Genomic DNA, 18748 nt, shown 5'->3' with positions numbered 1-18748 from the left:
TCGTGGCACGGCGTGCCGCCTTGCGGGCGAAGTGCGAGGCCTCACCGGGCTGGGGTTGGCCCGGTGAGGCCTCAGGCCCCGAGGACTTCCGGTCCTCGGGCCGGGCGGCCGCACCCCGCCCCAGGGGAGAGGGCCGGCCCGAACCGTGGGTTTCCGGTCGGACGGACCGACGGCATTCGGCCGTCCGCACCGAGCGGCCCACGGCGTCGCAGAGAACCGGTCACGCGGGCCTACGCCCCGTGGCCGGCCTCCGGGGTGAGGGGGGTGGCGGCCGAGGGACAGGCCGAGGGGAAGGCGGAGGGGTAGGCCGAGGGGAAGGGGTGATGGCCGGGGGCGGCGTCCGTGAGCATGGTCATCGCGCGGTTCTGGAGGGCCTGGGCGTGAGCCCGGGCGGTGGCCTGCGCCTTGGCCGTGGCCGTCGCGGCACGGGCCGCACGGGCGCCCTGGATGGCCTGGGCACCGCGGATCCGGGCCGCCCGGCTCGACACGGCGGGCGGCTCCTCGGCGCCGGCCGCTGCGGGCCGGCCGAACGCCCACGCCCAGGTGCCGCCGGCGGCTGTGACCATGGAACGGCCGATGTACTCGTTCATGCGTGCGTCAGTCCTTCGGGGCTCCGGCGCGTCTTCCACGCGCACACGGAGCCGGGAGAGCTTCCGGTGGGGCCGGAAGCGCGGCTGGGGACATCGCCGCCCGGAGCGCTCGGCAGGGGGAACCGAGGCGTGCTCGCGGAGTCCGGAGGGGGATCCGCGAGGGTCCGGGCGGGCGGGCGGACCTGTTCCGCCCCCGCGCGGCAGGTCAGTGGCGGGGAGGGTGGTCGCCGGTCCTAGCCGGGGAAGAGGGGGATGTCCCGGTACCTGTCCCGGGTCCCCGCCGCGTCGAGCCGCGCGGCGGCACCGGGCGCGAGCCTGAGCGGCGCCCGGCCGGCGGAGGTCACGGCGTGTGCGTCGCCGTGCCGGGAGGCGGCGCCGTCCACGGCCGACTTGCCCAGCGCGCCGTCCGGGTCACCGGCGGGCGCGGGGTGGGCGGGAGCGTCGGCGGCGCGGCCGGCACGGTGGGTGCCGGTGTGCGGCGCCTTGCCGGACGCGAAGGCCACGGTGGCGGCGGTGGTGATCCGCGGCCCGTACGACGCAGCGGTGGTCGCCGCCGCTGCCGTCGCGGCTTGCGTACGGGGCTTCTCGTGCCCCGCTTCGTGCGCGACCGGTGTCCGCGGCTGTGCCTGCGTGCGTCCGGGCACCGGCGTCACCGGGTCCGGGTCCGGCTCGGCCGGCGGGTCGGAGACGACGGGAAGCCCCGGCACCTGCACCACCGGCACGGCGGGCAGCTCCGTCACCTGCCGCACCGTCTCGGTCAGCGTCTCGGTCAAGGCCGAGACGACAGGAGAGGTCACGGTCCCGGTCGCCGTGTCGCTCACCGTGCCGGTCACGGACCGGAGGACGTCGCCGACGCCGTCCACCACCGGCACGGCCTTGACGACGGACTTCGGCGCCGCCCCGGGCTCCCGATGCGGCGTCACCACGTCCCGCAGCGGGAGCCGCCGGGTCACCGCGGACGTCAACGACGGTGCCGACGACGTCGACGACGGCGGCGTCGACGGCACTCCCTCGGCCGCCTGTGCCTGCTGCCCGCAGAGGAAGCCGAGCGCGAGCAGTCCGCCGACCAGCAGCGCCAGTTGCAGCGCACGCCGACCGGGCGCCGTGCGCAACACGCGCACGGCGGCACCGGACAGAACTGCTGGCGAGGTCAAGGCGGGGAGGATCCTCCGTGCGGCGGAACAGAGCAGAAGGGGTCCAACGGCGTGAAGGCCGGTGAAAGACCAGTGGAGACTTCGATCCTTGCACGGGACTCCCGAGGGTGCGCAAGCCCCCCGTTACCGATGGGTACTCATGTCCCTTTTGGCGGCCGTGGCGGACATCGCCGAGTCGACAAGTCCCCCTCCCGTGCGGTCGTCACACGGTGTCCGGCACCGGGATCGGCCGCTTCTCGATCGCCGCCGCCATCACCTCGGGGAAGAGGTCCGGTGTACACGCGAACGCCGGTGCCCCCAGTGCCGCGAGCGCGGCCGCGTGCTCCCGGTCGTACGCCGGCGCGCCCTCGTCCGACAGCGCGAGCAGCGCCACGAACTGGACGCCCGACGCCTTCATCGCCGCGACCCGCTTCAGCATCTCGTTGCGTATCCCGCCCTCGTAGAGGTCGCTGATGAGGACGACGACGGTCTCCGCAGGCCGGGTGATCTGCGACTGGCAGTACGCCAGCGCCCGGTTGATGTCCGTCCCGCCGCCGAGTTGGGTGCCGAACAGGACGTCCACCGGGTCGTCCAGCTGGTCCGTGAGGTCGACCACCGCGGTGTCGAAGACGACGAGCCGGGTGTCGATCGACCGCATGGACGCCAGCACCGCCCCGAACACCGAGGCGTACACCACCGAGGCTGCCATCGACCCGGACTGGTCGATGCAGAGCACCACCTCCTTCTTCACCGACTGCGACGCCCGGCCGTACCCGATCAGCCGCTCCGGCACCACCGTCCGGTACTCGGGCAGGTAGTGCTTGAGGTTGGCGGCGATGGTGCGGTTCCAGTCGATGTCGTGGTGGCGCGGACGGCTGATGCGGGCGCTGCGGTCGAGGGCGCCGGTGAGGGTCGCCCGGGTACGGGTGGCCAGCCGCTTCTCCAGGTCCTCGACGACCTTGCGCACGACCGCCCGGGCCGTCTCCTTCGTCGTCTCCGGCATCGCCTTGTTGAGCGAGAGCAGGGTGCCGACCAGGTGCACGTCCGCCTCCACCGCCTCCAGCATCTCCGGTTCGAGCAGCAGCGAGGCCAGCCCGAGCCGGTCGATGGCGTCACGCTGCATGACCTGCACGACGGAGGAGGGAAAGTACGTCCGGATGTCCCCGAGCCAGCGCGCCACCGACGGCGCCGACGCGCCCAGCCCCGCCGAACGCTCCCGCCCCGACTGCGCCCTGTCCCCCTTCCCGTAGAGCGCGGCCAGCGTCCCGTCCATCGCCGCGTCCCGCCCCGACAGCGCGCACCCGGTCCCGTCGGCGGCCTCACCCCCGAGCACCAACCGCCACCGCCGCAGCCGCTCCCGCGCGGGTTCAGCGGTGCCGGTGCCGACGGCTGCGTCCGTAGTATCCGGAGTATCCGGTGTCATCTCCCCGCCTCCACAAGGTCGTTGTCCGGATTCGCCGCGTCTTCCACCGCGTCTTCCGATGCGTCTTCCGCCGCATCGAGTTCATCGAGGCCGAGCAGCAGCCGCAGCACCGGCAGTACGGCGTCGGCGCGCCCGGCGTCCGGCTCGGCGCCGAAACCCGGTGTCCCGCCGGCCTGCCCCGCCCCCTGGAGCCGCTCCCCCGGGCCACGGCGCACCAGTTCGCCGATCGTCCGGCGCACCCCCGGCTCGTACACCGAGAACGTCCGGCGCAGTAGCGGCAGCACGTCCGTGAACGCCTCCGCCGGCACCCCGGTCAGCCATGCGTCGACCAGGCCGAGCAGCCGCTCGTCGTGCACCAGCAGCATCCCGCCTCCGCCGCTCCCGCCGACGAACCCCTCGATCCAGGCGGCCGCGTCCGCCGGCGGGGTTCCCGGCGAGAGCACCAGCCCCATCAGCCGCGCCGCCTCCTGTGGCCCCAGCTCCCCCTCGTCCAGCAGGATCCGCACGGCCCGCCCGCGCAGCACCCCGGGCACGGTGTCCCGCCCGGAGAGCGTGCGCAGCACGGCCCGCCAGCGGGGGCGGAGGTCCGAGTGGCCGGATCCGGCCGGTGCCGCCGCCTCCCCGAGCAGTCCCACCGCCGTGTGCACCGCGTCCACATGGCCGCGCATCTCGTCGGCCGCGTCCGCGTCGAGGGCGGTGCAGGCCGGCGGGAGCCCGACGAAGACGCGTTCGGCGAGACCCGCGGCGACCTCCGCGAGCGCCCGGGTGTCGGTGCCCCGGACGTCGCCGTAGCGCAGGGAGCGGACCAGGGCGGGCAGTGCCTGGGCGAGCCGGCCGACGTCCGTGTCCAGCGCGGCCCGGTCGGCGAGCGCCCGCATCACCACCGGCAGCGCGTCCGGCAGCCCGGCGAGCAGGCAGTGCTCGGCGAGCCCGGTGACGTCGGCGAGGGCGCTCGCCTGCACCGCGTCGGTCTCGGCCCTCGCCGTCGCCGCGCCCTCGACGGTCGTCCCCCACACCCCGGCCTCGGCCACCCGCACCGACAGCTCCGGCTCCCAGCGCAGCCGCCACGTCTCCCGGAACGTGCCCGTGCTCCCCCGCGACTGCGCGGGCTCCCCCCACCCGACACCGAGCAGCCGCAGCCGGTGCAGCAGCCGGCTGCGGCCGGCGTCGCCCTCCTTGCGCAGGTCGAGCTCCAGCTCCCGCTCCAGCGCCTCCGGCTTCAGCCTGAGCCGGCGCTGCTCCCGGGCCAGGTCCCGCTGCAACGGCACCGCGGGCGCCGCCTCCGGCACCTCCCCCAGCACGTCCCCGACCACGAGCCGGTCGTGCACCAGCGCCAGCGGGACGTCCGAGCCCTCGCAGAGCACCGCCCGCACCGCGTCGGTCGTCTCACCGAGGCCGGGCAGCGGGCGGCCGCGCATCACCGCGAGCGTCTCGGCCAGCCGGACCGCCTCGATGACATGGGCCGAGGAGACGATCCGGTCCTCCTCGCGGAGCAGTCCGGCCACCTTGGTGAGCCATCGCTCCACGGGCCGGTCCGGGGCTCGGAACAGATGTCCGTACCAGCCCGGCGAGTCGATGCCCGCGCCGTAACCGCTCGCCCGGGCCAGCCGGCGGTTCGTCCACGGCACCCAGGTCATGTCCGCCTTGACCTTGGGGAGCCCCTTCAGCAGTTCCCGGTCGGCGGCGACGGTGCTCTTCGCGCGCAGCGCCGGCACGTGCCACGCCCCGCACACCACCGCGATCTGCTCCCCGAACTCCCGCTGTGCGGCGCGCAGCCGGAGCCGCATGTGGGCCTCCCGCACGGGATCCCGGTCGCGGCCACCGCCCCCGTACGTCTCCCGCAGCGCCCCCATCGCCTCCGCCACCGCGGTGAACGGCGCGAACACGTCCCGCTCCCCGGCCCCGCCGCGGTGCTCGACGACGTCCTCCCACCAGCGCTCGGGATCGTCGTAGCCGGCGGCCTCGGCGAGCGCGGCGAGGGGGTCGAGGCGGACCTGCTGCTGCCCGGCGCCGGAGCGGTCCTCCGGTTCGCGCGGGTCCTCCTGCCGCTCCCACGCCAGCGTGTGCGTGGCCGGCAGGTCGATGAAGCGGGCCGGGACCTCGTGCTCCAGGGCCCAGCGGAGCGCCACCCACTCGGGGCTGAAGTCGGCCAGCGGCCAGAACGCCGAGCGGCCGGGCTCGTCCACGGCGTGCGCGAGGAGCGCGACCGGTGGCCGCATCTCCGGGTCGGCGGCCAGCGGGACCAGTGCGTCGGCCTCGGGCGGGCCCTCGATCAGCACCACCCGCGGCCGGGCGGCGTCCAGCGCGGCCCGAACCGCCCGCGCGGAGCCGGGGCCGTGGTGGCGTACCCCCAGCAGCAGCGGTCCGGGGCCGGGCGACCGCCGCCACGCCGTGTCGTCGCTCACGCGCTCACCTCGCGGCAGGCGCGGTAGAAGTCCTTCCAGCCGTCCCGCTCGCGGACGACCGTCTCCAGGTACTCCTGCCAGACGACCCGGTCGGCGGCCGGGTCGCGGACGACGGCGCCGAGGATGCCGGCCGCCACGTCGCCGGCCCGCAGCACGCCGTCCCCGAAGTGGGCCGCCAGAGCGAGGCCGTTGGTGACGACGGAGATCGCCTCGGCCGTGGAGAGCGTGCCGCTCGGTGACTTGATCTTGGTGCGGCCGTCGGCGGTGACGCCGTCGCGCAGCTCGCGGAAGACGGTGACGACACGGCGGATCTCCTCGATGCCGTCGGGCATGGCCGGCAGGTCCAGGGAGCGGCCGAGCTGGTCGACGCGGCGCGCGACGATGTCGACCTCGGCGTCCGGGCTCTCCGGCAGTGGCAGCACCACGGTGTTGAAGCGGCGGCGCAGGGCGCTGGAGAGCTCGTTGACGCCCCGGTCGCGGTCGTTGGCGGTGGCGATCAGGTTGAAGCCGCGGACCGCCTGCACCTCCTGGCCCAGCTCGGGGATCGGCAGGGTCTTCTCGGACAGGATCGTGATCAGCGTGTCCTGGACGTCGGCGGGGATCCGGGTGAGCTCCTCGACCCGGGCCGTCATGCCCTCCGCCATGGCCCGCATGACGGGGCTGGGCACGAGGGCGTCCCGGCTCGGGCCGTGGGCGAGCAGCTGCGCGTAGTTCCAGCCGTAGCGGATCGCCTCCTCCGGGGTGCCGGCCGTGCCCTGCACCAGCAGGGTCGAGTCGCCGCTGACGGCGGCGGCCAGGTGCTCGGAGACCCAGGTCTTTGCGGTGCCGGGCACGCCGAGCAGGAGCAGGGCGCGGTCGGTGGCGAGGGTGGTGACGGCGACCTCGACGATGCGGCGCGGGCCGACGTACTTCGGCGTGATCACCGTGCCGTCCGGCAGGGTGCCGCCGAGCAGATAGATGGCCACCGCCCACGGCGACAGCCTCCAGCGGGCCGGACGCGGCCGGTCGTCCTGTGCGGCCAGTGCCGCGAGTTCGGCGGCGAAGGCATGCTCGGCGTGCGGTCGCAGTGCGCTCTCGACGGTCGTCGGGTCGGTCGGTTCCACGGACACAGTCATGGCTGAGGCCCCCTCCAGCTCGGCCGGTTCGGATCTGGTGTCCACCGTGCACCACGCCACTGACAATCGCTCTGACCTGCGCAGACGTGCTCGCCGGGGCGATTGTCAGTGGCGGGATCTACCTTCGATGACATGACTCAGCAGGGGGTGCGCTGGAGCGCGGACCAGGTGCTGGCCCTGGCGCCTGACGCCGCGTCACGCAAAGCGGGAAGCAGGCTCGGAGCGGCGGGGCCGTGGTCCGGGGCCGGGAGTTGCGAGGAGGGGACGGTATGGGGACTGTGCAAGGGCAGCGGCAGTAAGCCGTACCAGACGATCGTGGACATCGCCGACCCGGCGGGGCCGGCCTACAAGTGCAGTTGCCCGAGCCGGAAGTTCCCCTGTAAACACGCCCTCGGGCTGCTCCTGCTCTGGGCCGGCGCGGACGACTCGGTGCCGGCTGCGCAGCAGCCGCCGGACTGGGCCGAGCAGTGGATCGCGGGCAGACGCGAGCGCGCGGAGGGGAAGCGGGCGGCGGGCACCGGGAGTTCCCCGGCCGCGGCTGATCCGGAGGCGGCCCGGCGCCGGGCGGAGCAGCGGGCCGAGCGGGTCACGGCGGGCGCCACGGAGCTGGAGCAGCGGCTGTCCGACCTGCTGCGCGGCGGGCTGGCCGCGGCCGAGCAGGCGGGGTACGGGCTGTGGGAGGAGACGGCGGCCCGCATGGTCGACGCCCAGGCCCCCGGACTGGCGGCGCGGGTGCGGGAGTTGGGGGCGATACCGGGCTCCGGACCGGGCTGGCCGGTGCGGCTGCTCGAGGAGTGCGCGCTGCTGCACCTGCTCGACCAGGGCTGGCTGCACCGCGACCGGCTCCCGGCGGGTCTCGCGGCCACGGTCCGCTCCCGGGTCGGCCTGCCCGCCCCGGCGGACGGCCCGCCGGTGCGCGACCGCTGGCTGGTCCTCGCCCAGTACGACACGGCGGACGCGAAGCTGACGACCCGCCGGATCTGGCTGCACGGCGCCGACTCGGGCCGTACGGCGCTGCTCCTCTCCTACGGCGCGGCCGGCCGCGCCCCCGAGCTGGCGCTGCCGGTCGGCCTCGCCCTGGACGCGGAGCTGTCCGCCTATCCGGGCGCGGGTCAGCACCGGGCGGCGCTGGGCGAGCGGTTCGCCGCACCCGCGCCCCTGTCGGCACGGCCGCCGGGCGTACCGACGGCTCAGGCGGCGGCCCGGTACGGGGAGGCGCTGCGCGACGACCCGTGGCTGGACTCGGTGCCGGTCACGCTCGACCGGGTCGTGCCGGTCCCGGACGGCGACTCCTGGCAACTGGCGGACGCCGAGGCCGAGTCGGCGCTGCCCCTGGCTCCCGGCGCCCGTTCCGGGCCGGGTCTGTGGCGGCTCGTCGCGCTCTCGGGCGGCGCCCCGGTCACGGTCTTCGGCGAGTGCGGCCACCGCGGCTTCACCCCGCTGACGGCCTGGCCGGAGGAAGCGGGCGAGGCGGTACCGCTGTGCTGACCCGGCCGGCCCCCGAACCGGCTCGCAGAACTCGTAGAACCCGAAGAACCCGCAGAACTCCTGGATCTCGTGGAAGGGGAACCCCGTGACCGCTTGGGAGGATCTCGTCACCACGGCTCTGCTGGGCACGGACCGGCGGCCGCCCGCGACCGGCGGGCCGGCCCGCGAGGCCCCGGTGGCCCTGCTGGACGAGGCGGCCGTGGCGACCGTACGGCGGCGGGCCGGGCTGCGTCCGGCACCGGCCGCGCGCCGCTCCGATCCGGCCCCCGGGGACCCGCGCCCCGCGCTGCCGGCCGCCGCGGCACGCAGACTGGCGATGCTGCTGTCCGACCGCCCCGGCACCGCGGCCGGTGGCCGCCGGGGCACCTCGCCCGACCTGATGGAGCTGCTGCCGCAGTGGCTCGCTGCGGCCAACACACGCGGGTTCGCCGCGCCCCCGCAGGTGCTGCCCGCGCTGCTGGACGCGGCCCGGGGCCGTACCGACCTGCGGCCCGCCGCGCTGGCCTTCGCCGGACCGCGCGCCCTGTGGCTGGCCCGGCTCAACCAGGACTGGCGGTTCGCCCTGCGCGCGGCCCCGGGCGGCGGTGCGGCGCTGCCCGGCCCCGAGGACACCGACGCGATACGGCAGCTGTGGCAGGAGGGGCTGTTCGCCGAGCGGGTCGCCCTGCTGGCCGCGCTGCGGGCCCGTTCGCCGGAGGCGGCGCGCGAGCTGCTGGCCGGGACCTGGTCGACCGAGCGGGCCGAGGACCGGCTGATGTTCCTCGACTCGCTGCGCACCGGACTGGCCGCGGGAGACGAGCCGTTCCTGGAGCAGGCGCTGTCGGACCGCAGCCGTAACGTGCGGACGACGGCGGCCGAGCTGCTGTCCGCGCTGCCCGGCTCGGCGCTCGCCGGACGGATGGCGGTGCGGGCCGGGGCGTGCGTGGCGGTCGATCACACCGGGGACGGACCGGTGATCGCGGTGGAGGCACCGCCGGAGTGCGACCCGGGGATGGAGCGCGACGGCGTGGTGGCCAAACCGCCGACCGGACGCGGCGAACGGTCATGGTGGCTGGGGCAGTTGGTGGAGGCGGCCCCGCTCTCCGCGTGGCCGGCCCGGCTCGGCGGCCGGACGCCCCGGGAGATCGTGGCGCTGGCGGTGGCGGACGGCTGGCAGGGCGAGCTGCACGCGGCCTGGTGCCGGGCCGCCGTACGGCAGGGGGACGCCCAGTGGGCGAGAGCCCTGCTGGGGGCGCCGGCGGCACCGGAGGCGGGCGGTCCGGGCGCGGTGTCCCTGGCCGAGCGGGCCAAGCTGCTGGGCACGCTGGAGGACGGGGAGCGCGCCGACTGGGTGGCCGGCTTCATCGCGGCACACGGTCTGTCGGAGGCGTTCCAGCTGCTCGGCGTGTGCGCCGTACCGTGGTCCGCCCCGCTCGGCCGGTCCGTGGTGGACGCCCTCGAGATCGCGCGGGACGCCGGGAGTTACCCGTGGAGTTTCAGCGGGGTGATGGGCCTGGCCGAGCGCTGCCTCGACCCCACGGAAGCCGGCCGCCTGGACGCGCTCCTCGCCATACCGGACGAACGCGAGGACGCCTCACCGGGAGCCGGCGGCTACTGGGCAGAAGCCTTCCAGCGCCTGGTCACGACCTTGAGACTGCGGGCGGCAATGCTCTCAGAACTCGACGACCGCGCCCCATAGGAAACGCAAGCAATGGCGCCCCGAAAGGGGCGCTGGGGGTACCCCCGGCCGAAGGCTGGGGAAGGAACTGCGCGACCAGCCCCCACCAGCCCGCAGCCGACACACGACCCGCACCCGCCCGACAGCCGGACCCCCGAAGTCGGCCCCCCGCGAACGCGGCCTACGCCTGGGTCGGCTGCCGCACGTTCTCCCGGACCCACTCCACGATCGACGCCGTCGTCGCCCCCGGCGTGAAGATCGCGGCGACGCCCTTCTCCTTGAGCGGGGCGATGTCGTCCTCGGGGATGATGCCGCCGCCGAAGACGAGGATGTCCTCGGCGTCACGCTCCTTGAGGAGGTCGATGACCGCGGCGAAGAGGGTGTTGTGGGCGCCGGAGAGGATGGAGAGGCCGATGGCGTCGGCGTCCTCCTGGATGGCCGTGTCGACGATCTGCTCCGGCGTCTGGTGGAGCCCGGTGTAGATGACCTCCATGCCCCCGTCGCGCAGCGCCCGCGCGATGACCTTCGCCCCACGGTCGTGGCCGTCGAGCCCCGGTTTGGCCACCACCACACGGATCGGACCGGCTGCCACACCCATCACTGCCTCCATGACCACGAAACGAACACGCCAACATCCATGCGTACCGAGAAGTACCGCACATTCAGCGCGTTCCGCCACCCACCCCAAGTGAACGAACGTTATCTCCAGCATCCCGCAACCGGCAGTTTCGCGGAGGTTACAGAGGGGGAAATCACACACAGCGGGACACGTCGGGGAGCCGCAGCGTGGTCCGCGGGGACGGTACGGACACGCGACGCGGCAGTCGTCGCAGCCGGCCGCCCCCGCCGCCTCCGCCCGGCCTCCCCATGAGGGCACACGGGGGACGGAGCCGTCCTCGGCGTGCCGACAGGAGGTCGGCCGATGAAGGTCACCGAGGTACTGCTGGAGCCTTTTCTCCCGTTCTGCCGCCGCTTCCTGCCCAGCAGACTCGCCGGCCTGTCGCTCGCCCTCCTGAAGTCGACCGCCCTGGAGGCCGCGATCCTGGCCGGGCACCTGCTGCTCTACCCGACCGGCCTCACCCCCGAGCGCCGACCGGCCGTACCGCCCGCACCGTCCGCGGAGCTCGACGGCACGGCCCGGCTGCCGGTCCGCGCGGCCCCGCCGGTCGTACTGCTGCACGGCTTCATCGACAACCGCTCGGTCTTCGTCCTGCTGCGCCGCGCCCTCGCCCAGCACGGCGGCCAGCGCGTCGAGTCACTCAACTACTCGCCGCTGACCTGCGACATCCGCACCGCCGCCGAGCTTCTCGGCCGGCACATCGAGGAGATCTGCGAGCGTACCGGCAACGGCCGGGTCGACATCGTCGGGCACAGCCTCGGCGGGCTGATCGCCCGCTACTACGTCCAGCGCCTCGGCGGTGACCTGCGCGTCCGCACGCTGGTGACGCTCGGCACCCCGCACTCCGGCACCCGGGTGGCGCCGCTGGCGGACGCGCACCCGATCGTGCGGCAGATGCGCCCCGGCTCGGACGTCATCGAGGACCTGACCCGGCCCGCGCCCGGCTGCCGTACCCGGTTCGTGAGCTTCTGGAGCGACCTCGACTCACTGATGGAGCCGGTGGAGACGGCCCGCATCGACCATCCCGACCTCATGGCGACGAACGTGCGGGTGACCGGGATCGGCCACCTCGCCCTGCCCGTCCACCCGGCGGTCGCGACCGGTATACGGCAGGCCCTCGACGAAACACATCCGGAGGAGCGGATCGCGGGCGGCTTGACGGTGGCCTGAGGACGTACCGGAGCGCCCGGTTCGGGGTCGCCGGGGGCCGTCGGGGACCGCCGAGGACCACCACTCACCTCGAACACTCCTCGAACACAAGGCCAAACCCGCGCCCGTCGTCCCCCGAAACACGGCCGAATGCCCGTTTCCCGAAACAGCGAAACCTGTTGAAGATTGTCGCGCCCGCATACCGCCGGGTACAGTCGCCGCACTGCTCTGGCAGCCCCTGTTGTCGAGGCGAAAGAGAAGTTGGTGAACGACCGTCACCCGTCGGGGACCATGACCACCCCGGCCCCGGCTTCCGACGCCGATGAGGCGCACTACGCGCCGTACGGCACGCAGGAAGCCCAGTACGGCGACTTCACCACGTACGGCGACCACACCGCCACCGGTACCGCGTTCCACAGCGACCCGCTCTTCGGCAGCCTCCCCGGCGAGGGCCAGGCCACCGGGGCGTACGACACCACGCAGTGGCAGACTTCCGGCGGCCAGACGCTGAACTACGACCCGTACGCGGCCCAGCACCACGCCGCCTACGACTCCGGCGCCTACGACAGCACCGCATGGACCGTCCCGGCGCAGGGCACGGCCGCCGACACCAGCGGCCACTGGGACGCGAACGCCTGGGTCCAGCCCGACCAGTCGGGCATGGCCGGTGCGACCCAGCAGTGGGAGTGGGGCACCCAGGCCTTCGACACCGGCGTGTACGACGCCACGCAGTGGAACTCCGACGGCACCCCGGCGCAGGCCCCCGAACCCGAACACGGGCAACAGCACGAGCCCTACGCGGACTTCGAGCAGCACGGGGACCAGGCGGAGCACGGGCCGTACGGGGAGCAGGCGGAGTACGGGGAGTACGGCGGACACGACGCGTTCGAGGAGTCCACGGTGGACTCCCCGGACGATACGGAGCCGGCCGCGACCGGTGAACTGCCTGCAGTAACGCCACTGCTGGAGGACCAGGAAGAGGTCACCCCGGCCACGCCCGCGACTCGCGCAGGCTCCCGCGCGGGGGCGCGTTCCCGCCGCCGTACGCCTCCCAAGCGGTCCGCCCTGCTGACCGTCGCCGTGCCCTCCGTGTGCGTGATGGGGGTCGCCGGAATCGCGGCCGCCTCGGTCGGCAGCCTGACCGACGACGGCAAGGACACCACCGCCTCCGCCTCCGACGCGCAGTCGGTGAAACCGTCCGCCGCCAACAGCAAGCTGGACGCCCAGCTGCGGACGCTTTCGGCGGGCGCCGACGACTTCGCCGACCGGGCCAGCCGGACGCAGGAGCGCATCGACCTCAAGGCCCAGCAGGAGACCGAGAAGAAGAAGGCGGCGGCGGAGGCGGCCCGCAAGGAGCGGCTGCGCCCGAAGTACGTGCTGCCGGTCACGCAGAAAGGCCTCAGCGCCTATTTCGGCCAGGCCGGCGTCAACTGGATGTCCGTCCACACGGGCATCGACTTCCCCGTCTCCTACGGCACGACGGTGATGGCCGCGACCGACGGCGTCGTCTCCACCAAGTGGAACAGTGCCTACGGCAACATGATGATCGTGACGGCCAAGGACGGCACGGAGACGTGGTACTGCCACCTCTCGTCGTACCGCGTCGCCGCGGGTACGACGGTGAAGGCCGGCGACCCGATCGCGTACTCCGGGAACTCCGGCAACTCGACTGGCCCGCACCTGCACTTCGAGGTCAGGCCGGCCGGCGGCGCCGCCATAGACCCGCTGCCGTGGCTGCGCAGCCACGGGCTCGACCCGACCTGAGCCGGCCGATACCGGCGGGCCCCGCCGCAGCGGGGCCCGGTACCGCGCCTTCGCCGCTACGCCTTCTCCACTACAGCTTCTCCACCGGCGCATACCGAAGGAGCAGCCGCTTCGGCTTGGCGTCGCCGAAGTCGATCGTCGCCTCCGCGTTGCCGCCCGTGCCCTTCACCGCGACGACCGTGCCGAGGCCGAACTGGTCGTGGGTCACGCGGTCGCCGACCACCAGCGAGACCACCGGCTTCTCCGAGGTCCGCCGGGTGGCGAAGCCGGACGCGCCCGACGCCGAGGAGCGCGAGCGGGTCGAGGAGAGCGAGGCCGCCACGCCCGCGACGGGCCCGGAGGAGACCGGCGCCGTCGCCCCGGTCCGCTTCCACTCCAGATACGCGCCCGGGATCTCCTCCAGGAAGCGCGAGGGCGGGTTGTACGACGGCTGACCCCAGGCGCTGCGCATCGCCGACCGCGTGAGGTAGAGCCGCTCCCGCGCGCGCGTGATGCCGACGTAGGCGAGGCGCCGTTCCTCCTCGAGCTCCTTGGTCTGGCCGAGGGAGCGCATGTGCGGGAAGACGCCGTCCTCCATACCGGTCAGGAACACCACCGGGAACTCGAGGCCCTTGGCGGTGTGCAGGGTCATCAGGGTGATGACGCCGTCGCCGTTCTCGTCCTCGTCGGGGATCTGGTCGGAGTCGGCGACCAGGGCCACCCGCTCCAGGAAGTCGGCGAGCCCGCCCGGTTGCTCTCCCTCGCCGGACTCCTGCTCGAACTCCAGCGCCACGGAGGCGAGTTCCTGGAGGTTCTCGATGCGGGTCTCGTCCTGCGGGTCCGTCGAGCTCTGCAACTCGGCCAGGTAACCGGTGCGTTCGTAGATCGCCTCCAGGACCGTGGCGGGTCCGGCGCCGGACTCCACGACCGTACGGAGGTCCTCCATCAGCGTGTTGAACCGCTTGACCGCGTTCGTCGACCGCGCGGCCATGCCGTACGCCTCGTCGACGCGCCTGAGCGCCTGCGGGAAGCTGATCTTCTCGCGCTGGGCGAGGGCGTCGATCATCGCCTCCGCGCGGTCCCCGATACCGCGCTTGGGGACGTTGAGGATGCGCCGGAGCGGGACCGAGTCCTCCGGGTTGGCCAGCACCCGCAGGTACGCCAGGACGTCCCGGACCTCCTTGCGCTCGTAGAAGCGGACGCCGCCGACGACCTTGTAGGGCAGGCCGACGCGGATGAAGATCTCCTCGAAGACACGGGACTGCGCGTTGGTGCGGTAGAAGACGGCGACATCGCCCGCCTTCGCCTCGCCCGCGTCCGTCAGACGGTCTATCTCCTCGGCGACGAACTGCGCCTCGTCGTGCTCGGTGTCGGCGACGTAGCCGGTGATCTGCGCGCCCGCGCCCGCGTTGGTCCACAGGTTCTTCGGGCGGCGGGACTCGTTGCGCTCGATGACCGCGTTGGCGGCGGAGAGGATCGTCTGGGTGGAGCGGTAGTTCTGCTCCAGGAGGATCGTCGTCGCGTTCGGGTAGTCCTCCTCGAACTGCAGGATGTTGCGGATCGTGGCGCCCCGGAAGGCGTAGATCGACTGGTCGGCGTCACCGACGACGCAGAGCTCGGCGGGAGGCAGGTCGTGCTCGGCGGGCGGGGTGCTCTCGTCGTGCGCGCCGGTGCCGACCAGCTCGCGCACGAGCGCGTACTGGGCGTGGTTGGTGTCCTGGTACTCGTCCACCAGGACGTGCCGGAAGCGGCGGCGGTAGTGCTCGGCGACGTCCGGGAAGGCGCGCAGCAGGTTGACCGTCGTCATGATCAGGTCGTCGAAGTCGAGGGCGTTCGCCTCGCGCAGCCGCGACTGGTAGAGGGCGTAGGCCTGGGCGAGGGTCTTCTCGAAGCCGTCGCTCGCCCGGGCGGCGAAGTCCTCCTCGTCGACCAGCTCGTTCTTCAGGTTGCTGACCTGGGCGCTGAACGACTTCGGCGGGAACCTCTTGGGGTCGAGGTCCAGGTCTCGGCAGACCAGGGCCATCAGGCGCTTGGAGTCGGCCGCGTCGTAGATCGAGAAGGAGGAGGTGAAGCCGAGCTTCTTGCTCTCCCTCCGGAGGATCCGCACGCAGGCGCTGTGGAAGGTCATCACCCACATCGCGTTCGCGCGCGGGCCGACGAGGTGCTCGACCCGCTCCTTCATCTCGCCCGCGGCCTTGTTGGTGAAGGTGATCGCGAGGATCTGGCCCGGGTGCACATTGCGCGCGCCGAGCAGGTGGGCGATGCGGTGGGTGAGCACGCGCGTCTTGCCGGAACCGGCGCCGGCCACGATGAGCAGCGGGGAGCCGGCGTGCACGACGGCGGCCCGCTGGTTGTCGTTCAGCCCCTCCAGGAGTGCGGCCGGGTCCAGGGCCGGGCGGGCGGCGCCGTCGCGGTAGTAGGCGTCCCGGTCCGGGGGCACGTCGAACTTCCCGCCGAACAGATCGTCCGGAATCGACTCCGGAGCGTGCTCGTCCTCGGGCGGCGGCGGGGGTTCCTCGTCATGGCCGCGGGGGGCCTGGAGGCTCGCCAGGAAGCTGTCGTCAAAGAGGCTGCTCATCGCTCTCCGAGTCTAGGGCGCCCCACCGACAACCGGCCGCCGCCCCGAAAACTCGCCCCGGTGACCGAACAGATCCGTTCGGTCACAGCAGGTCGACGCGCGTCACACGGCCGCGAAGGCCCACCACGAACCTCTCAACAATCCATGGCAAGTTACCCATAACGTCCCGGATCACCCCGCCTGAACAAATCCCGACGCCAAGGTCACGAAAATGTATCGGGCATATCGCACATCAAACTTCACAGAGACCACACGAGTTGGCTAGCGTGCCGGGCAGGCCGTACGACCCCCACCGGCGAACGTCGCCGGGCCGCACGGCCTCCGCCGAGTCCGGGGCGCCACCGCGCATCCGGAGCCGGGGACCCACACCGATCCCGGGGTGAATCGGTCCCGACTCCCCTCCGGGGAACGGACCGTAGGGCAACCCTTCCGAACCACCCGCCCGAACCCGACAGCTAACTCGGTAGGCGGACCGCTGGAAGGAGTCGCCCCCGTTGGCGTCGCACCGCAAGTCCCGGCCGTCAGGAACACGCGCGGCAGGCATACGCACCCCCGCACTGGCCACCGCCGCCCTCACCTCCATGGCCCTGTTCTCCCAGACGGCCGAGGCCGCGCCCTCCTCGGACGGCAAGCCGAGCCTGGAGGAGGTCGAGAAGAAGGTCGACGCCCTCTACCGGCAGGCGGAGTCGGCGACCGAGAAGTACAACGCCGCCAAGGAGCGGACCGGCAGTCAGCGCAAGCAGGTCGACACCCTGCTCGACGACGTCGCCAGACGCACCGACCGGCTCAACAAGGCGCGTGAGGAACTGGGTTCGTTCGCCGCGGCCCAGTACCGGACCGGGGCGAGCGTTCCCGACACGGCGACCTTCCTGCTCGCGGACAGCCCCCAGGGCTACTTCGACCAGGACCAGCTGATGAGCCGCCTGACCGCGCGCCAGAAGGGCGCGGTCGACGACTACGTCACCCAGCAGTCCGCGACCATGAAGAAGCGGCAGGAGGCCACCCGGAGCCTCGAGTCGCTCACCGAGACGCAGGACGACCTCAGGACCGCGAAGACCACGGTGCAGACGAAGCTGGCCTCCGCGCGGGAGCTGCTGTCCCAGCTGACGGCCGCGGAGAAGGCCCGGCTGGCGGCGATCGAGAAGCGGCAGCAGGAAGCGGCGGACCGCAAGGCGGCGGAGCTGGCGAAGCAGCAGGCCGCGGCGGCCGACCGGGCGACGTCGTCGTCCACCGCGTCGGGCAGCTCCTCTTCCGGCACGTCGAGCAGCTCGTCCTCCGCCTACGCCACGAAGGCCGCCAAGGCGATCGCCTTCGCCCGCGCGCAGATCGGCAAGCCCTACGTCTGGGGCGCCACCGGCCCCGGCTCCTACGACTGCTCCGGGCTCTCCCAGGCCGCCTGGAAGGCCGCGGGCGTCTCCCTGCCGCGCACCACCTACGACCAGGTGAACGCCGGCACCACCGTCCCCCTCGCCGACGCCCAGCCCGGCGACCTGGTCTTCTTCTACGACGACGTCAGCCACGTCGGCATCTACATCGGCAACGGCATGATGATCCACGCCCCGAAGCCCGGCGCCTACGTCCGGGAGGAGTCGATCTACTACGGCGGCGAGTCGATCATCCACAGCGTGGTGCGCCCGGCCTGACCCGACGGGGCGCCCACCACCCCGGGGGCGCCGCCTCCCGCTTCTCTTCGCCGGCCCCGCACGCACAGCGGCGCCCGCCGCCCGCCACGCACCCGCAGCCGCTCCCCCACATCCCCCCGCGCTCCCGTCCGCCGCGACCGTACGGCTCGCGCGGTCGGCGCCGTTTCGGGCCGCACGCGCGCGTGCCCCGCTCGTCCAGCGGGCGGCACTCCCTAGCATCAGGGGCATGTCCGGCATTTCACCCCTCCGCGGCTGGTGGGCGCAGCGTCCGCCGGCGGCCGGGGCCGCCGTGATGGCCACCGGCATCATGTCGGTGGGGTTGCACCTGGCGGGCGCCGAGACCGTGTCCCGGGTGGCGCTGGTACTGACCTGCGTGATGTGGGCGGCGCTGGCGGCGGACTTCGTCGTACGGCTGGCGCGCGACCGCCTGCGGTGGGCGCGGGAGGCGCGGACGCCTGGCGCGCTCACCGCCGTGGCGGCGACGACGGTGCTGGGGACGCGGTTCTCGGCGCTCGGGTGGCAGACCCTGGCCGAGGCCCTGCTGGCGCTGTCGGTGGCGCTGTGGCTGCCGTTGCTGGTCCTCGTCGTGCGGCACTGGAAGCCGCGGATGCCCGGCGCGGTGTTCCTGGCCTGTGTGGCCACGCAGGGGCCGGCCGTGCTGGGTGCGACGCTGGCGGCGGCCGTGACCACGGCATGGCTCGCACACCTCTCGCTGGTCCTGTTCTGGGTGGGGCTGGCGATGTACGGGCTCGCCGTGCCCCGGTTCGAGTGGCGGCAGATCGCCCAGGGGCCCGGTGACCAGTGGGTGGCGGGCGGCGCGCTCGCGATCTCGGCGCTGGCCGGGGCACGGCTGCTGGCCGCCGACAGTGCGCGGCTGTACCTGTGGAACGACGACGACCAGGGCGTCCTGCGCGTGGTGACGGTGGCGCTGCTGGTCCTGGACCTGGCCTGGTACGTCGTCCTGCTGGCCGCGGAGGTGGCGTGGCCCCGCCCGCGTTACGACATGCGCCGCTGGTCGACGGTGTTCCCGATGGGGATGACGGCGACGGCGACGCTGTCGGTCGCGGCCGCCGTCGGCGGCGCGTGGCTGAGGTGGCCGGGGCGGGTGCTGGTGTGGGTCACGGTGGCGGCCTGGCTGACGGTGGCGGCCGGTGCGGCGGCGGACGCCCGTGCCGCTCTCAGGAAGACCCGCTGAGGATGCCGGG

13 protein-coding genes and 1 riboswitch are annotated in these 18748 nt (G+C 73.6%); of the genes, 6 read left to right on the top strand and 7 right to left on the bottom strand.

Going from position 1 to position 18748, the window contains the following annotated elements:
- Positions 1–230 precede the first annotated feature (230 nt).
- The 5 genes from ACZ4UV_RS16210 to ACZ4UV_RS16190 all read right to left on the bottom strand — a co-directional run bounded on the left by ACZ4UV_RS16210 (position 231) and on the right by ACZ4UV_RS16190 (position 6666).
- A complete protein-coding gene (locus ACZ4UV_RS16210) occupies positions 231–590 on the bottom strand; it encodes a hypothetical protein (RefSeq protein WP_451019528.1) in 360 nt (119 codons plus the stop codon).
- 233 nt (positions 591–823) lie between these two features.
- On the bottom strand, positions 824–1711 hold the full coding sequence (locus tag ACZ4UV_RS16205; RefSeq protein WP_451019527.1) for a hypothetical protein: 888 nt from the start codon (positions 1709–1711) through the stop codon (positions 824–826).
- A 235-nt stretch (positions 1712–1946) separates the two neighbouring features.
- A complete protein-coding gene (locus ACZ4UV_RS16200) occupies positions 1947–3146 on the bottom strand; it encodes a VWA domain-containing protein (protein ID WP_451019526.1) in 1200 nt (399 codons plus the stop codon).
- Positions 3143–5551, bottom strand: a complete 2409-nt coding sequence (locus ACZ4UV_RS16195) for a DUF5682 family protein (RefSeq protein ID WP_467838481.1) — start codon at positions 5549–5551, stop codon at positions 3143–3145. The genes ACZ4UV_RS16200 and ACZ4UV_RS16195 overlap by 4 nt, the downstream gene beginning before the upstream one ends.
- Entirely contained in the window at positions 5548–6666 is a 1119-nt protein-coding gene (locus tag ACZ4UV_RS16190; protein ID WP_467838478.1) for an ATP-binding protein, read from the bottom strand. The genes ACZ4UV_RS16195 and ACZ4UV_RS16190 overlap by 4 nt, the downstream gene beginning before the upstream one ends.
- Before the next feature lie 132 nt (positions 6667–6798).
- Here ACZ4UV_RS16190 and ACZ4UV_RS16185 point away from each other — a divergent pair, with 132 nt between their 5' ends.
- Positions 6799–8154 (top strand): SWIM zinc finger family protein, encoded by a 1356-nt coding sequence (locus ACZ4UV_RS16185; RefSeq protein ID WP_451019524.1) that lies wholly within the window; start codon positions 6799–6801, stop codon positions 8152–8154.
- A 64-nt stretch (positions 8155–8218) separates the two neighbouring features.
- Positions 8219–9832 carry a DUF5691 domain-containing protein gene (locus ACZ4UV_RS16180; protein ID WP_451019529.1) on the top strand — a complete coding sequence of 538 codons (1614 nt, stop codon included), beginning with the start codon at positions 8219–8221 and terminating at the stop codon, positions 9830–9832.
- A 160-nt stretch (positions 9833–9992) separates the two neighbouring features.
- On the opposite strand, the gene ACZ4UV_RS16175 is transcribed toward ACZ4UV_RS16180, so the two are convergent.
- Entirely contained in the window at positions 9993–10409 is a 417-nt protein-coding gene (locus ACZ4UV_RS16175) for a cobalamin B12-binding domain-containing protein (RefSeq protein ID WP_294008099.1), read from the bottom strand.
- Positions 10410–10733: 324 nt separating this feature from the next.
- On the opposite strand from ACZ4UV_RS16175, the gene ACZ4UV_RS16170 reads away from it, so the two are divergent.
- Both ACZ4UV_RS16170 and ACZ4UV_RS16165 read left to right on the top strand, forming a co-directional pair.
- Positions 10734–11600: an esterase/lipase family protein gene (locus ACZ4UV_RS16170; RefSeq protein WP_451019523.1), complete on the top strand. Its 867-nt coding sequence runs from the start codon at positions 10734–10736 to the stop codon at positions 11598–11600.
- Between the two features lie 243 nt (positions 11601–11843).
- Entirely contained in the window at positions 11844–13343 is a 1500-nt protein-coding gene (locus ACZ4UV_RS16165; RefSeq protein ID WP_451019522.1) for a M23 family metallopeptidase, read from the top strand.
- A gap of 70 nt (positions 13344–13413) precedes the next feature.
- On the opposite strand, the gene pcrA is transcribed toward ACZ4UV_RS16165, so the two are convergent.
- Positions 13414–15900, bottom strand: coding sequence for a DNA helicase PcrA (pcrA, locus tag ACZ4UV_RS16160; RefSeq protein ID WP_451019521.1), 2487 nt, complete (start codon positions 15898–15900; stop codon positions 13414–13416).
- Between the two features lie 312 nt (positions 15901–16212).
- Positions 16213–16387: riboswitch (cyclic di-AMP (ydaO/yuaA leader) on the top strand.
- A gap of 7 nt (positions 16388–16394) precedes the next feature.
- Between pcrA and ACZ4UV_RS16155 the strand changes: the two genes are divergently transcribed.
- Positions 16395–17543: a C40 family peptidase gene (locus tag ACZ4UV_RS16155; RefSeq protein WP_451019520.1), complete on the top strand. Its 1149-nt coding sequence runs from the start codon at positions 16395–16397 to the stop codon at positions 17541–17543.
- Between the two features lie 226 nt (positions 17544–17769).
- Positions 17770–18738 carry a tellurite resistance/C4-dicarboxylate transporter family protein gene (locus ACZ4UV_RS16150; RefSeq protein WP_451019519.1) on the top strand — a complete coding sequence of 323 codons (969 nt, stop codon included), beginning with the start codon at positions 17770–17772 and terminating at the stop codon, positions 18736–18738.
- Positions 18739–18748: the final 10 nt, after the last annotated feature.

The organism is Streptomyces sp. NPDC028289 (assembly GCF_055565975.1).
Note: the sequence above shows the minus strand (reverse complement) of the source record. Positions and strands in the feature narration are given on the sequence as shown.